Annotated in this window: 12 protein-coding genes; all 12 read right to left on the bottom strand. The window is 59.5% G+C overall.

Annotated features, from left to right (window positions below):
- Positions 1–79 precede the first annotated feature (79 nt).
- The 12 genes from AB6N07_RS09990 to AB6N07_RS09935 all read right to left on the bottom strand — a co-directional run bounded on the left by AB6N07_RS09990 (position 80) and on the right by AB6N07_RS09935 (position 15,334).
- Positions 80–394 carry a sigma factor-like helix-turn-helix DNA-binding protein gene (locus tag AB6N07_RS09990; protein ID WP_370677652.1) on the bottom strand — a complete coding sequence of 105 codons (315 nt, stop codon included), beginning with the start codon at positions 392–394 and terminating at the stop codon, positions 80–82.
- Positions 395–996: 602 nt separating this feature from the next.
- Positions 997–1,476 carry a hypothetical protein gene (locus AB6N07_RS09985; protein ID WP_370677651.1) on the bottom strand — a complete coding sequence of 160 codons (480 nt, stop codon included), beginning with the start codon at positions 1,474–1,476 and terminating at the stop codon, positions 997–999.
- Between the two features lie 134 nt (positions 1,477–1,610).
- Positions 1,611–2,009, bottom strand: a complete 399-nt coding sequence (locus AB6N07_RS09980) for a hypothetical protein (RefSeq protein WP_370677650.1) — start codon at positions 2,007–2,009, stop codon at positions 1,611–1,613.
- Between the two features lie 92 nt (positions 2,010–2,101).
- Positions 2,102–2,683 carry a lysozyme gene (locus AB6N07_RS09975; protein ID WP_370677649.1) on the bottom strand — a complete coding sequence of 194 codons (582 nt, stop codon included), beginning with the start codon at positions 2,681–2,683 and terminating at the stop codon, positions 2,102–2,104.
- Between the two features lie 9 nt (positions 2,684–2,692).
- Positions 2,693–2,917 (bottom strand): hypothetical protein, encoded by a 225-nt coding sequence (locus AB6N07_RS09970; protein WP_370677648.1) that lies wholly within the window; start codon positions 2,915–2,917, stop codon positions 2,693–2,695.
- 193 nt (positions 2,918–3,110) lie between these two features.
- Positions 3,111–4,247 carry a hypothetical protein gene (locus tag AB6N07_RS09965; RefSeq protein ID WP_370677647.1) on the bottom strand — a complete coding sequence of 379 codons (1,137 nt, stop codon included), beginning with the start codon at positions 4,245–4,247 and terminating at the stop codon, positions 3,111–3,113.
- Between the two features lie 12 nt (positions 4,248–4,259).
- Positions 4,260–6,761, bottom strand: coding sequence for a hypothetical protein (locus AB6N07_RS09960; RefSeq protein WP_370677646.1), 2,502 nt, complete (start codon positions 6,759–6,761; stop codon positions 4,260–4,262).
- Positions 6,762–6,768: 7 nt separating this feature from the next.
- Positions 6,769–9,033 (bottom strand): hypothetical protein, encoded by a 2,265-nt coding sequence (locus AB6N07_RS09955; RefSeq protein WP_370677645.1) that lies wholly within the window; start codon positions 9,031–9,033, stop codon positions 6,769–6,771.
- Positions 9,018–9,440 (bottom strand): hypothetical protein, encoded by a 423-nt coding sequence (locus AB6N07_RS09950; RefSeq protein WP_370677644.1) that lies wholly within the window; start codon positions 9,438–9,440, stop codon positions 9,018–9,020. The genes AB6N07_RS09955 and AB6N07_RS09950 overlap by 16 nt, the downstream gene beginning before the upstream one ends.
- Entirely contained in the window at positions 9,437–10,042 is a 606-nt protein-coding gene (locus AB6N07_RS09945; protein ID WP_370677643.1) for a hypothetical protein, read from the bottom strand. Before AB6N07_RS09945 ends, AB6N07_RS09950 begins: the two co-directional genes overlap by 4 nt.
- Position 10,043: 1 nt before the next feature.
- Positions 10,044–10,766, bottom strand: coding sequence for a hypothetical protein (locus AB6N07_RS09940; RefSeq protein ID WP_370677642.1), 723 nt, complete (start codon positions 10,764–10,766; stop codon positions 10,044–10,046).
- The gene (locus AB6N07_RS09935) at positions 10,766–15,334 is read right to left on the bottom strand and encodes a tape measure protein (RefSeq protein ID WP_370678214.1); all 4,569 of its coding nucleotides are present in this window, start codon (positions 15,332–15,334) and stop codon (positions 10,766–10,768) included. The genes AB6N07_RS09940 and AB6N07_RS09935 overlap by 1 nt, the downstream gene beginning before the upstream one ends.
- Positions 15,335–15,583 lie beyond the last annotated feature (249 nt).

Genomic DNA, 15,583 nt, shown 5'->3' with positions numbered 1-15,583 from the left:
GGGTGCCCGCGTTTTGGCATCTGCGAGACCGTGAAGCAAGCCCCAAACCGATGGGCGAACTCTGCATGCGGCATCCTGGTCAATCAGAAGGCACGGACAACCGCAACGCCTCCTCCATCTGGGCATCACGACGGTTCTTGACGCGCGCCCTGAGGATGTACGTCTTGATGGTCTGGACGTCGCACTCCATGGCCACCGCCATCTCCTCGTATGACATTCCACGACTGCGGAGATCGAATGCCAGGGCCTCATGGTCTGAGTGGCTACCGTTGACAGCAATTGTCTCTCGCGGCCGTGGCGGAGCAAATGGCACGACCCTGATGGCATCGTCGTCGCTAAGGTCGATCAGCTCCAGGACGGCGCCTTCATCAGGACGATCTTCGAACAGCCGCATGACCTCTTCTGTCGGCCTATCCAGGATCACACGACAACCGATTCGGCGCGCTGATTGAAGCGCAGGCTCGGTATAAGCGGATACCACTACAATGGTGCGCCCGAATACCGATCGAGCCGCCCTCGCTATGATTTCTCGTACAGCACCACAACTAGAGAAAAAGAAAATCAAGCGACCACCACCATTAGGTTACGTTTGTAACCTTGATATTTTAGGCGGCTGGTAGTTAACTGGTCTATAAAGAATATATAAATACCGCTAGTTCTCTCAAGAAGATAATGCGCGATAAACGCGGGTTCTGTAACTGCGTATCTGTGGGGGAAGTAATTAACTATGTCTGGTGGTGAGGATAAACTAGAAGGTATTGTGAGCGATGCATTGATTATCGATGATTGCATCTGCATCATCGAAGGTATCGGTCGCATGAATATCGACGAGGAATGCTCTCGGGCTGTCCACCGGGTGATGAGGACATCCGTGGAGCGCATTCTCGTGTCGGTGGATAGGCAGCGAATTGAGCCAGCACGACCTGGGCCGGGCTGAAAACAAAAAGGCCGCCCACCGGTTCCCCGGCAGGCGGCCTACTTTATGACGATCGATGCTCAGTGGATCTTCAGCCCGCTCCGGATAGCCATAGCGATGACATCCCAGAAATAAGCAATGGTCGAAGCGATTATAGCCCCGCCTAAACCAACCAGGGCGAACATGCCCATGCCCATGGCCTTGATTTTTCGCCACTCGGCAATGTCTGGGGATATGTCCTCATCAAGGCGCTTCTCGATTTTCTTGGCATGCTCGCGGGCCTGCGTGCTGATCTCCCCGACTATGACGACATCCTCGCGGAGCTTGCCGATCTCGTCCGCATGGTCCTGGAGCAGGTGATATATGCTCCGACGCCAATCAGCCGCCGATGCGCGGTCCTCCTCGGCTGACTTAATCAATTGCTGCAGGGTACCTTCGACACGCCCGAGCGAGCGCGAGATTCCATCCGGCTCATCCATTCTTTCCCCCGCTCGGCTTGGCGAAGCTGCCCTGCACATCGTCATAGAAAGCTGCACAATCGGCCGTGCGGCGATCTTCATTGTCGGCGACTATCTCCCACCGGCCTTGAACAGCGCGCCACTTCTCGCCCGGCTGTGGCGTCACGCGTCCCATTTTGTCGCGGCACCGCGCCGGGAGCGTCGGGAGATCGATACCAGCATTCTGCCGGCCGATCTCACTTGACGCTGCCGACAGCCGCCCCTCGAGATTTCCGCAGCCAGTCAAGATCGACAGGAGAGACGCGGCAGCCATCATCGCCAGTGTCGGCCGCAACCGCAGCCTCATATTGCTTCCACGCATTGTCCGCCTCCTTACTGGCTGCATCGGCTCGCAATCGGTCACTCTGTGCCGCCGCCTCAGCGAGCTTGGACTGGCGGTTCATTTCATCGATCTGACCCTGGAGGGCCAACTTCTCAGAAGCTGCGACGAAGCCCTCCCGCGCCGCGGTGGCCACGGCCGGATCGTGGAACAACCAGATGTAGAGGCTCATGAGAGCGGCCGTCAGAAGCGCGCCGGCAACAACACCGGCGATAGCGGCAGCCGTGGTTCCGATCTTATCGAGAAGGCCGAACATCACTCATCCTCCCAATCCGGCAGGTCCACCGTCTGGGCAGCGGAACATCAGTCCGCCGCCTTCTACAGATCGCAGCTTGTTGCCGGGGAGGATCATTTCAGACCACTCACGCAAAGCTCGCCTTCGCCGATGCGCTGCGCATCGCCCATTTCGCGCCGACGAACCAGCCCGGTAAGGACTTCGCCACCGGCTCGGTTGAAGGCCGTCTGAGCTTGGCAGGCATCGCGGTAGCGGGCGGCGCGGATCATCCTGGCAGCCGTCGACCGACACCAAGCCACGACGCCGAAGTTGTAGGCGCCGGAGACCATGCTGGCCTGCACCGGGTCAGGGGCGCGTTCGAACCCGGCGGCGCACAGCGTCAGCGGAATGTAAAAGTCCTCGTTGACGCGGCGGTAAAGCATCGCCACGCATTCGCTGTGCGTCTTCTTCATCCCGAGATAGACGCCCTTGGTCTCGCCGAAACAAATCGTCGGAACGCGCACGCTATCAAGGTAGGCAATGAGGCGTTCTTGCTCCCACGGCTTGATCAACGTGTCCGCCGCCATAGTGACGGCTAGAGGATAGGTCTTGCCGTCAGGAGCTTTGGCTACCCAGACGCCACCGACCGACGCAGCCAGCATCATGGCGCCAGCGATCGCCGCCCGAGCCCGAGCGGACGAAACAAGTTTGCCCATGCGGGCCTCCTATGTGTTGAGATTGTCCTGTGCGACGATACGGGCGATCACCACGCCGGCATCGGCCAGATAAGCCAAAGGTTCCGTGATCGCCGCCAGCCAGACCCATTCGATGGGTGCCCAAGCGCTGATCGCCGGGCCGGCGCCGTGCAGCAATCCGGCTGCAACGGCAAAGCGGATCGACCACGCACGGCCCAGAATGGCGCGATGGTTCTCGACGAGCTTCAGGCGCATCGATAGTCCTTATGAGATAAACAGAGGGAAGCAGACGAAGCCGACGATTATGGCGGCGAGGTACAGCAGCCAAAAGGCGACCACCCCCACCAAGATGAAGGGATGCTCCATGGTCGCCTCATGAAAAAGCCCGCGCGAGGCGGGCGAACGTCAGGGAAAAACGGTGGGTTTTCCCGCCTCCGTCTCCCCTGCCTCAGCTATAGACCGCTCTCGCCAGCGTCCGTTCCCAGTCGGCATCGAGCACGCCGATAGGGTCGCGGCCGGTAATCCCAAGGTTTTCGATGAAGCCACGCCCGACTTTGAAGTTGCTCGCCGCCTGTTGCGCGGTGCTCCACACTCCGCCACTCTTCAAGGCATAGGCCCCCGCCGGCCCAAACTTGGGCGTCTTGGCCGCGAAATTAAGAGAGTTCGGCGCGACCGTCGTCGTCCATGAGGTGGAGATGGCCGCAGCGCCGGTTTCGAGGCGCTTGAGGCGGACAAAGAAACCACTCGGTGTAGCCCATGCCGCCAATTGGCACACAGCACCATAATCCGGTGTGGCGGGCGTTATGGCGAGGGTGACCCCTTGGGCTGCATACCCCTGTTTCGCGAACCGCAGAGTTTTGTCAGTTTGCTGTAAAACAGCCAACATGTCGGCATCGGTACCAAATGATTGATCATCATTAGAACACTGAAACAGGGGGAACCGATTGCCATTGCTTGTTTCAGCATTCCAATCCGCGTTGGTTGGCAGCTTGTAATACCCGCACCACAGCCAGAGTTGCGGTGACGGCACAATGACCACTGTCGGGGCGCTGGTGAACGTGGCCGCCGGAGAGGCCACAGCAGTAACAGCACCGCCAACCACCGTGCAGGCCGAGGAGACTGTCACCCCATTCGCCAAGCCACCGCCTATGAACACTGCCGTTGCTTTACCGGCAACGTAGGCGGCGCCTCCGGCCGTGACTGTAACAACGGCCGTGCTGCCTGAAAGAGCTGCCGTTGCCGTGGCACCACTGCCCGTTCCCCAAATCCCCGCTAAAACACTGGCCGGTCCTTGCACATAGCTGTTGCGGTACGTCAGGTCGGAGAAATCGAGCATCTTGCCGACATAGCCAAGCGACTGGCCCGAGGCCTGGACGATGGCACCATCCCCATAGGCGCCAGCTCCGGCTTGCAGATCCTTGACCAGGTCACCGCTATAGGGCGCGCCTTGGCGCGGAAAGCCATACTTGCTGGCGAGATCGAAGCCCCAAAAACCGGCATCGACCCCGTCAATCAAAGCATCGACCTTGGCAAGCGGTAAAGAGGTGTTCGTGGTGGCTGCGTCACTGATGAAACTCGTCGTCATAATGGTCTCCGATCAGGAATAGAGAAGGGCACGCAAGAAGCCCTCGCGAAGAATCTGGTCGCCATTGGTGGCGGTGTGGGCGTCATCGGTCGATGTGAAATACTGCCGGCCGGCATTGCCGTAGTCGGCCGGCGCATCACCGAAATACTGCTGAAAATCGAGGTGTGCCGCCCCATAGGCCTCGGCGAGCGTACGGGCGACATAGCTCCATTGGCTCATCGGCTTGGTCGGGAACGATTGTTGGATCTCCGGCGGTGACACTACCAAAATATCGCCGAACGGGCTGACGATGCGGAGGCGCCGAAGCAACTCGCCAAGCTCGGCGGTCCATTGGTCCAGTGTTCTCTCCGCGCGGTTATTGATACCCAGCATGACAACGTTAAGCGGGGCGCCGAGAGCCTGCATGGCGGCAATCCACGAGGCTTCGTTTTGCGACGTGAACTCCAATGCGCGGCAACCGCCAGACGCGCACTTATTGACGCGCACTCCGTTCTGCGTCTTGCGAGCATCCGGGCCGCCGATGACGCAGGTGCCGGATACGACTTCAATGGTCAGAGCCAACGCACCAGCTGGCGGCGTGGAAAGCGATTTGACCTGGGCACCGCTGCCATCAAGGGCAAGCGTTGTCCATGAACCAGACCCATAGCGGTATCGCACCACCCCATTGCCACCGAGATGATGCAGCGCAATGGAGTCGGCGCCACTGGACGCTGTCAGCGACAATTGGTCACCGGCCGTCGACGAGGTGTAGATCGAGAGGCTCGGGAAAGGCGCCGCGACAGACGGCGTGGTATGATTGGCTGCTTCCGCCACCCATGATCCCGTAGCGGCAAGAGTGGCATCGCCACCAGCCGAACCCTTGCCAGCCCCCACGTAGCCGATGCCGGCATCGCCGAAGGCCGCCTTGAGCTGCTGCGTCAGAGCTTGGCTAAAGTGCGAGCGGTCATCCATCCACGATTCGCCGATGAGGTTTATGGGCAACTGACTGGATGCGACGGAACCCTTGAGGGCCTGCAGCAGCCGCCTCGTTTCCCGCAGGCGCCATGGCGCCATCAGTGGCTCCGTCGTCAAACCGTCGCTACGCAGCGTTTTGTTGAGTTGCGCAGCTGCCGGGACCTCAGCGCCGCCGACCTTGAGAACACCGGCCGTCGTCAGCCCCATTATCCGCCGGCCCGTCGTGTCGACCCACTCGAAAAGGTACCCGCTCATCGCGCCAGGGCGAGTGTCTTGGCTGGCGATCTTCGCGAAGATGCCACCAACGTATTCTGGCAGTGTTTGCCCGAGGAATTCGAACACACCATCGAGCCGGATACCGGCGAGACGCTTCAGGCGCGTTTTGTCGAGCCACTCGAACAGATAGCCGGACGCTTCATCGCCGCCCTGGTCGATACGGGCATTTACCTCGGTTGTGGATGCCTTGGCAGACAGTCCCGTTGACCCAATCCGCAGCCAGCGCGTCCCTCCCCACCCGATGGCCCCATAGTATCTGCCGGCATTCGGAACTTCTGTCCCATCGTATCCGGTTGCCGTCCCGTCCAAGTGGGTGCCCGTATCACTGTCGAGCACCTCGGCACTTTCGCCTTCGACGGTCGCTGTTCGTATAACCAGATCAGTCCACGAGCCAAAAACTCTTGAGGATGCTTGCGCATTGGCGGCGGCAGTTTGAGCCGCATCCGCAGCCTCCTCGGCAACCGCGGCCTTGGCTTCAGCGGTTTGGCCAGCGAGCGCGGCGAGCGCGGCAGCGGCTACGGCCGCATCACGAGCAGCAGCGGCACCGCTTCCAGCGTCCGCGTCCGCCGCCTTCGTCGCCCAATGCCTGGCCGAGTAGAGACCGTCGGCGACAACCTGATCCTCGCCCTTGTTAGCAAAGTCCTTGGCAAGATCACGTGCCGCCTCAGATGCCGTCTGGATAGCAATCGACGTCGTGTCGGTGGCAAGGCGGAGAGTGCTCGCTCCAGCATCCACGCGGCCAAGCAACACCATGCCGGCAGTGATGGCGCCTTCGGACGGCTTCGCTCCACCGGCAGTCCGGATGGCATATGTACTGCCACCGACGACTTCCACCGTGACGTCTTCGGCAGTGTTCGCTTGGAAAGCAGCGAAGCTCACCACGGCGCCATCGGCCGGCAGCCTCGATACAGTGACCTTTATGGCATTTGCGGTGCCGGCCCCAGAGTCAACCGCCAGGATGATTTCATCGGGAAGCTCCGCGATCTTGGTCCATGCTCCTGCCCCCGTCCCTCCGGTAGAATTAGCGTAAAGCCCATTGTAGGCGGCCGTTGGATCTGCCCGCACTTCAGCCTTGGCGGGGAGAACCGCAAGCGCACCGGTTCTGGCGTACAGAGCGGCACGAATGGCAAAAAGCATGCTGCCGCTGTTCTGGCCTGTCTCAACGGCGGCCACGCGCTGTTCGACGATGGTGCCCGCCTGCCTGGCGAGACTCTTCTCGACATCTCCGCCAACCGGGGCGGCAGAGAACGCAGTGTCGAATGCCATTTTGATGCTGCCAGTCATGATGTCCTCACGAGATGGTTCCGGTCACTGGCCCGGCAGGAGTTGAGGTGACGTTGTATTCGTTGGCTGCGACCAACCACCAATCCCAGGCCCCGACACCAGGAGAGTCTTCGATGAAGACCGTCTGATTGGCAGTTGCGAGCACAGGGTCAGAGGCATCAACGGCGGCCTCAAAGTCAGACCCGGCTGGTGCGCGGTAAAGAACGAGGTGGTGGCAGTTGGCGCTATTCGGGGCCGTGCAGGTCAGCGAGGCCAAGCTGTCCACGATCGATAGCGAGTTGATGGTCGGAGTCCCTGGAGCTGTGCCAGTGACTGTGGTCGACACGATCACGTAGGGGTCTGTCCATGCCCCGAGATGTTCCCTCATGGCGACATGGATTGTCGTACCAGACGGCACGTCTGGCACCCTAAGCGTGATCCTTCCCGACACAGCTCCTGGTGGGCTGGAAAACGTCGTGTTGACCCATACCCCTGGAAATCCTGAACCGTCGTTCGCAAGCCGCCACCGGACTATATATTCAAGGTCAGACCGATTAGGGTTGTCGAAAGAGCACTTAAGGGATGTTATCTCGCTATCGGCAGTACTTGTCTTTTCAGCCACAACCTCAAAATCAGATATGACAGTTAGCTCATCATCTGAGTAGGATTGGGGATCTTGCGGCTTCAATTCATGGATAGCCGCCGAGTAATCATTTATCGTTTCTACGGGGACTACATTGAACTCGATTGATATTAGACCCTGAGTTGCGAGTCTGCGATACTTTGTGTTCCTGATCACCAGCCCATTTAGGAACTTTATCTTGTTCGACGAGATCAAAATATCTCGGCAGTCAATGGCGTTCTCTGCGTTCGCGCTCCACTTCCTGATATAGAGGACGCCGCGGATCGGGCTCTTTATGAACTCCATAGCCCCGTAAGATACCCGGCTCGCCTGTCCGTTGGATTGGACGCTTTTCAGCTCGAGAGTGGTAGATCTGATCTTCCCGGCCCGTGACTGGTTAGAGGCGTCGTCAAAGGGGCCTATCTGGACAGTCTCATAACCATGATCTGGCGATGAGTACGAGCACATAAGCCGATTGTAGCGCTCCTTGGCGGCTGTCCCTCCGTAGAAGGTGACGCCAGCAATGTCGGAGTCGGTGATCATGATCTCCGGCCCTGTATAGAGGCCGGCTCTGAACTTGGTGGCGCCATCACCGCGTTCATGCAGCCAGCCGTCGCAGGCCTTCAGCAGTTCGCGGAGGACGTCAACATTTTCGTTTTCAGTCGAGGCAACCCAAGACGCGTGGAACCTCGGCTCAGTGCCCCCGCTCTTTTTCGGGACAAGATCGTCGCAGATGTTAATCTGTTCGATCCAATCATCGAGCAATGGCAGGATGGCTGTCCGGTAGTCTTTCTGAGGCCCATATGGGCAGAAGCACCAGAACCAGATCAGTTGGATAGCGCAGTTCCGCGGTGCGTAGCTCCATGTGTACGAATTATTCGGGTCTTGGCTAGGCTCGCGCGGGTCCCACATCGGGGCGAGGTCGCAGAGCATGGAGAAAGGAGCGCTCGGGTTCAGGATCTCCTTATTGAAATTCTCAGAAGCAGGCTTGGTGATTACTAGGGCCACCGACGCCACACCATTCCCAAGGCATGAGCTATTCCAATAAGCACTGGATGTGCTGGAAGCCCCCCCACTGATCCTGCTGATTATCCAGGAGTACGGCGACTCAGACTCAGTACCGAGCCGCCAGTCAAAGCGGTATCGGCCATTATATCGGCCGTTATTCCCGGTAACCATTTTGTCGGTATATCCATCATCCCCTGAAATGCCTGGTGCTCCAGTCCACATCCCGGCAACCAGCGTTTGCTGTACTGAATCGACATAGGCTCCTGTGATCCCAGAAATCCTGTGGCCAAATAGAGCCCCAATAAAATAACTCCAGCCATTGATGACCTCATCAAGCACCGTAGCTTGGGGAGACATCAGGACAGATCCGGCGCCGTAAGTAATGGGTTGCGTCGATGATTTCCGCTGCATCTTCAGTTCATCTGATGTAGGCGTCTCCGCATTCTTTGCAAAAAGAGCAGAGACACCCCATGAAATCAGAGAGACTGTAAGAGACGTCGCGATCGACGTGGCAACGGCCGCAATAGTTGTCGTCCCGAAGAGGATTGCCTCTCCGAAGATGGCCGTGAAGATCGGGGTAAAAATGGGGTCTGCATGGGCAGAGAATGTCAGCGCGAAAAGGCCTAAGGCGGCGAGCGTGAGTCTGATCAGCAGATTTGCCATGCCAGAACAGGCCTCATTTCAAAGATGTGGTGGCCGGCTTCGGTTTTGATGCACCAGAGCGGTCCAAGGCAGATCGCGCCGACTAATGTTGAGAACACACGCCCATTCGCGGAAAGGTGCGTGGGAGCATCGACAAGGCCGACGTCGCCAGCCTCCGGGTAGGTCGTGAGTGGGAATCCGTGCTTACTCATCTGGCGGGAGATGAGTTCTGCCATGCCGCCATTGCGCTTGATGAGACGATGAGCGCTGCGGAGATCGTGGTATTTCCAGCGGATCTCTGCGGCAGGGTCGACGCCCGTCCTCTGCCATACCCAATTGGCGGCAGCGAGGATGCAATCGGGGCCATCGCCGCCCCAGCGCCAAGCCGCCGCGAGCTGCTGCTCAAGGTAGGTTTCAAGGTCAGTCATGGCTGCCAGATCTTGAGGCGGGTTTGGTTGTAAAGATGGGACCTGAAAAAGAACTGATCGCCCGGATATTCGATCTGCTGTTCGGCCTGCGTGAAAGCTGACTTTCTCGGCGTCCGTCTGGACTCGTTTCCGGTATGCGTGGTCAGCGCCAGTTTGAACCGACGCTGTTCGCCTTCCTTGACGGCCGCGATCTCGTAAGAGACATAGTCGCCCGTACCGGCCCACTCCGGCACGATACGCATGCGGGGCTGCCCACGATGATCCATTGGGCAATAGCCGAGCAGGATATCTGCTCCCTCGACGTTCGGGATCTCCTTGAGATATTCAGTCAGATCCTCAGGGATGCCGCTAATCGACCACTCGACCGTCTCGGCGATTCCATTGAGCAAACCATCGAAGTCAGGGATGTCGAGGATGCGGCCGGCGCCCTTGTATCTGGACCCTCCAGGATCAGTGGCAAAGCCGTATTCGACAGTGTTGATCCCGAAGAACAAGCGCAGGGTTAAGCCATCGCCTAGGACGCGGAAAAAGTAACCGATCGAGCCGGTCCCGCCATCCAGGTTGGCAACCATGGATGCCTCTTCGCTGGTCAGGACCGGCATGTCACCACCCCAACTTTTCGATGAACTTCATCGTTGGCCTGACATCACTGAGCAGAGATCCGCTCGTTTCGTAGAGCAGCTTCTCGCCGTCCTGAATGATGCTGGTGCAGAGGGGGCGAACAAAACGGGCCTCATCGCCTACCGCTACAGGGAAGAATAGCCCTGGCGAGATCCAGCATGTGTAGACGACGCCACCAGCCACGGTCTCCGCATTGTCGACCTGGACGATATCGTGAGGATGATGGCCGAGCTCAGTCGAGAACAGCGAGAACATCTCGCCGCCGACCAGTTGGCCTCCAGTGCTGACCTTTATCTTCAGCGTACCAGCACTGAGCAGCGCAGCCTCTGCTACGAACGCAACGATGGTTTCTCCGGCGAATAGCCCCCCATCAGAGAACGTCCCGCCATCGCTGAAAGATGACCTCGCCCAAACTGGCCCATTTTCGGTGAGCGTCGGGGCGAAGTAATCGGTGATGATTGGGACATGGACAGCGCGTACGCCGCCCTGAGACCATGACCGCATACGGTTATATGCAAGATGGCTTTCGCGCGACCAAAGCCGAATGCTGTCATAGGTGATGGTCATCCGGCCAGGCGAAAACATGACGCCGGCGCCGTCACCGTTTAGCGACTCCGGTGGACGTAGAGCAATCGGGGTTCTTCCGATCGACATATCCTTCGGTGGCAATAGCCGAAGGTCAAACAGGATCGGGGAAGCAGCCATCAGTCCCGCTCCTTCGACATGCCGTAGTAGGAGTTGAAGTTGCGAGCCACATCCCTTTTCGTAGCCGCTTGAGATTGCTCGATCTGAGCCTGCACCTTGGGCCAGATGTCCTCGGTGATGTTGCCCTGGATGACTGTATCGCCGCCGCGGTAGCTCATTGAGCTGCCGCCGCTCATCTTCGAGCCAGCCGCAACCTTTGCCATGGAGCCAATGCTGGCTGCCCAATTGTCGTTTGCACCGCTATTCATCGATACGCCGAGGCGGCCGGAGCTGTCCTTGGACAGCGGCATCACGGCCTCGGCACCAGCCTCGCCCATCACCCCGAAATTGCCGCCATTGCCGAACCTGAACATGGTGGGCGTGTTGACGATGGAATTAGTGAACGCGCCGCCCCCGGCAAATGCAGTCAGCCCGCTAGGCCCAAAGGCGTTTCCTTTGGCGTTGAACAGCGCGCTGAAGATGCTGCTGAAGATGCTGCCCGAATTTTTCACGACGCCGCTGAAAAGATTGCTTAGCGTGCTCCCAATTCCGGAGAAGATGTTCGTGAATAGGCCGGTGGTCCCCGTTGAACCACTACTGGATCCACTGGTGAACTGGCTGAGGTCGAGTGGGCCGCTCGACGCAGACTGCGATGCTGCCGCTGTTGTGGCCCCACCACCGCCAATCAGCGACGATACGCCCCCTGTCGTCGAGCCTCCTTTTATCGTCGAATCAAGCGAGTTTGCTACCTTGCCGACGGTATCATCCATATCGGACAACGAGTTGGTTGCCGTCTCGAGCTTCGAAGTGAACTTGGTGACATACTGCGACCCGGATGTCCCGAGGATGTCGGTAGCGTTTGATCCTGTCGCCATTGGCCGTCCGGTGAACCAGACTGACGCCGCATCGTTTGAATTGCCGTACTTGGCGAGCGAGTTTCCGAACTGCTTGTTGAAGACGGAATCCTGTGCCGACGGCGAGTTCAGGAACTGCTGCGACGACATCGACGTGCCCAAGGCGTCCTTGGTCCATGGGCCGATGTTGTTGCCCATGACCTGGTACTTGCCATAAGCGCGGTCGCCTGAACTTGTCTTGGGGCCGATCGCCGAATAGTCTCCCCCGCTCTCGATCGATCCGATTGCCTCGCGATAGGCAGCCAAGTCGATAACGTTGCTCGCCTGCGCCGAGGAGATGGCTTCGTTGGATGTTGAGCTCGACAGCGTCTTGGAGACCGTGGAGGCCACAGATTCCGTCGAGACAGTCGGCGTTTCCACACCAAGCACTGACGCAATCTTCGGGCCCGCCCACTTCGCCGCGGCATTGACCAGCAGCATGATCACTTCGGTGAGGACAGACTTCCAGTCCTTTGTTTTGGCCAGCGCCTGCCCGATCGACTGCCCAATGGAGGTAAACGCCTCGGAGGCGCTTTTTCCCATCTCCTCGGTCTTGGCCCTCAGCTTGTCGTTTGAGTCGGCAAGCACTGCCTGATCGGATGCGAGTTTGATGATCTCCTTGCGCTGCTCCGGGGTAACCTCGCCGTTCTGAGCCTGCACCTGGTTGAGCAGTTCGAATGCCCGGCGTAGCGCGTCGGCCTCAACAGTGGTGAGCTTGAGCGCTTGCTGCTCCATCTTGAGCTGAGCAGTGGTCTGCCCAGCATTTGCCATGGCAGCATCGTAGGGGTCGATGTAGGAGAGATCCTTGCGCGGGTCGGCGACCGGCCTAGGCGGCGTCGCGCTGTTAAGCTGTTCACGTTCGGCGATCAAGCGGGCCGTGTTGCGAGCGGCCTCTAGGGTGATGCCATTGCCCTGCGCCAGCGCTTCGTTGTAAAGCCGCTGCGCTTCGGCCTCGATGTTCGCCTCATCGGTCGGCACATTGGCCTTAGCCGCTTCACGATCGAGGAAGGCTTTCCCTTGTGCGTCGGCGAATGGGTTGCTGCCAGCGGCGGCAACGGTCGATGTGTCAGGCACGGCGCCGGCAAGCGCATTCGCCATGCGGAGATCTTCAAGATATTTTTGCCGTCTGGCAGCTTCCTCTGGGCTGAAAGGGTCTTGCAGCGCCGCGTTGATCATCCCGAGATTGCCAGAGCCGATCATCTTGTTGATCGTGGCAAACATCTCGGCATAGGCGCGCTTGGCCTCATCTACCGCAGTGGCGGTTTCCTTGGCAGCTACGGACTGCTCAGCAAGCGCGGCCGCAATTTCATTGGCCTGGGGACCAAGTGCGTTGCCGGCCTCCTTCAGGATGCGGGTTTTCTCAGCGAGGACCTGAGATTCCCGCGCAGTGAGCGCCAGTTCAGTCCGGTAATGGATGACATATTCGGCCATCGTGCCGAACTGCTGCGCCGACTCCAGTGCCGACTGCACCGCATCAGAATTGAAGACGCCAACCACCGGTGCCATCATCTGCGAGCGGAAGACAGAACCTTCTTCCTGCTGGAGCTTTTGCAGATACTCCGGGGCCGCCTTAAGCTGGTCGACCAGCTCGCGGGCCTTCCCCGCCATGACATCAAGACCGGAGTCGTTCGTGCGGGATAAGATCCCATCCAAGGCCGAGTTGAACGCGTCGGCGGTGACCTTCCCATCCCGGAAGCCATTGATGAGCTTCTGGAGTTCGGCATATGACGATGCGGCTGGGTTCTCTACCCCAGATATTCCGAACACTCCCCGGTAGTCGCCCATCGAAATGGCGCCGGCCGAATTGGCGATGCCGCCGAGTTCCCCCATACGGTTTCGGATCTGGCCTTCGGCGCCGCGACGCTCTTCGCGGATCGCTTCGATCCTGCGCTCCGATAGCGTCTTCAGCTTCTCGCCGGTCTCGGTAGCCAGCAAGCCCATCTCGCGGAGCTTCTGGTTGAACGCCTCACTCTCAGCGGCGGCGGCGGCGGAGCTTTCAGCCCACATGCCTAAGCCAACGAGCGCCCCGGTGATCGCGACGCCAGTCCAGCCCCCCATGAAGGCAAGTACGGAAGATCCGGCAGCACGAAGACTGTTGAACGCCAAGCCGGTCAGCGAGGCGGCCTTAGCGGCGGCATTGAGGCGCACCGTGGCGGCGTCGAGTTCCTTCGCCATGGCACCATAGGCCGATGTAGTGTCCTTGGCAGTGGCGCCAATGTTGGACCTGCCGCTTACCCCTACGGCGGTCGTGGCGGCCCCGTAGGACGTCCTCCGCGCCGCAATGGCCGCTTCCTGCTCCTCGAGCTGCTGGCGCTTCTGGATCATGGAGCGCGAAATGGCGAGGTGTTCGTTTACGGCGGCTCGATCGCGCTGGGAAGACAGCTTGGAGATCTGTGCTTCATAGTCGCCAACCTCTTTCGCCGCGACCTTTCTCTCGGCAGTGATCGACTTGAGCTCGCTGCGCGATTGAGCCGCCATGAGGCGGGCGTCGGCCATCCAAGCCTTACGCTCGTCTGCACTCGAGAAACTGACGTCTGCGGTCTTCACGTCCTTGCTGTAGAAACGGACATTGCCACGAGCTACCGATTCACGCTGCTGCAGAGCGATCAGGCGCCGTTCGGCCTCCGTCATCTTCGTGGTGAGCGCTACGGCCTTGGTCGACATCTGCGCCGAGGTTGCCATCGCATTGGAGCGTTGCACCTCGAGATTGGACAGATCCTTGACGGTCTGCTCGCGCGCGGCCAAAGCCTTGTTGAGGGCGGCCTCCTGGCGGGCTTGTTCCTTCACGACGTCGATGTCGGCGTACTTGGTCACGTTCATGGACGTGCCGTGCGCGACACCAGAGGTCAGCTGTGCCTTCTCGGCGGTGATGCGGGCGGCAGAGGTCTTCTCGGCCATCTTCGCAACGTCTTCGGTGACGCCGGCAAGCTCTTCCTTCGCCGCCTTGCGCATCGCGGAGAAAGCGGCGGTAAGGCGCACTGGACCGCGAGACACGCCAAGGGCGACGAGTGCAAGGCCGGCATAGCCAGCGGCAGCCCCGATCGTATCAAGGTTCTCGGAGGCGTAAACGATCGCATCGCCGAACTTGCGAGTGAACGCATAGCTCGAGTCGATGCTGGAGATGTATTGGGTGAGATTGTTGTCCGCTATCTGGAAGGCTTGGTCCATTGTCCTTAGGGACTTGGAGAAAGCCTCCTCCACTTCGGGAGCTATGCGCTTCAGGGCGCGGATAACCTGGTTGGCTGTCAGTTCGCCATCGGAGCCCATCTTGCGGAGCTGGCCGATGGTGACACCAAGACCCTTGGCCAGATAGCCACCGAGCGGGGTTTCCAAGACGGCGCGCAGTTCATCGCCAGCCAGCCTGTTCGAGGCGAGACCCTGGCTAAACTGGATCATCGCCGAGGCGGCTTCTTGCGCCGAGGCCCCTCCGAGCTGAAGCCCCTTCTGAATGGTAGAAGTGAGGCTGAATGTGCTCTCAGCGGACTCACTGCTCGACCGGCGAATGCGCGTGTAGAGAATGCCGAAGCTCTCAAGCCGGGCGCGGGCGTTATTGGCCTGCGCGCCGAGCTCCCCGAGTTGCGCTTTCAGATCGGCTGTCGATAAAGAAACCGTCTTGATCTGGTTTGATACCAGCGTCGCCGTATTGGCGTAGCGGAGCAGGACGTTGGTCGCCAGCGCAGTGCCTAGCCCACCCATGACGGCAGTGGTACCGAGCGCGGCGGCACGAAGAAGATTGACCCGATCGGCAGCATTCTCAAAAGCGCGAGATGCCGAGAGAATGCCGCCGAGACGGATACCATTTGGTCCTGTGGAGTGAGACAGGGCTTGGACGGCCCGATCGGTCAGTGCCAAGTCCCGACGGATAGCCGCCGTCGACTTGGCATTCCCCTGCTCGGCGCGGGCCATACCTGTCAAGAACGGCTGGATATCAGCCGTCAAGGAGGC

The organism is Pleomorphomonas sp. PLEO (genome assembly GCF_041320595.1).
In the GTDB taxonomy this organism is placed as follows: domain Bacteria; phylum Pseudomonadota; class Alphaproteobacteria; order Rhizobiales; family Pleomorphomonadaceae; genus Pleomorphomonas.
Note: the sequence above shows the minus strand (reverse complement) of the source record. Positions and strands in the feature narration are given on the sequence as shown.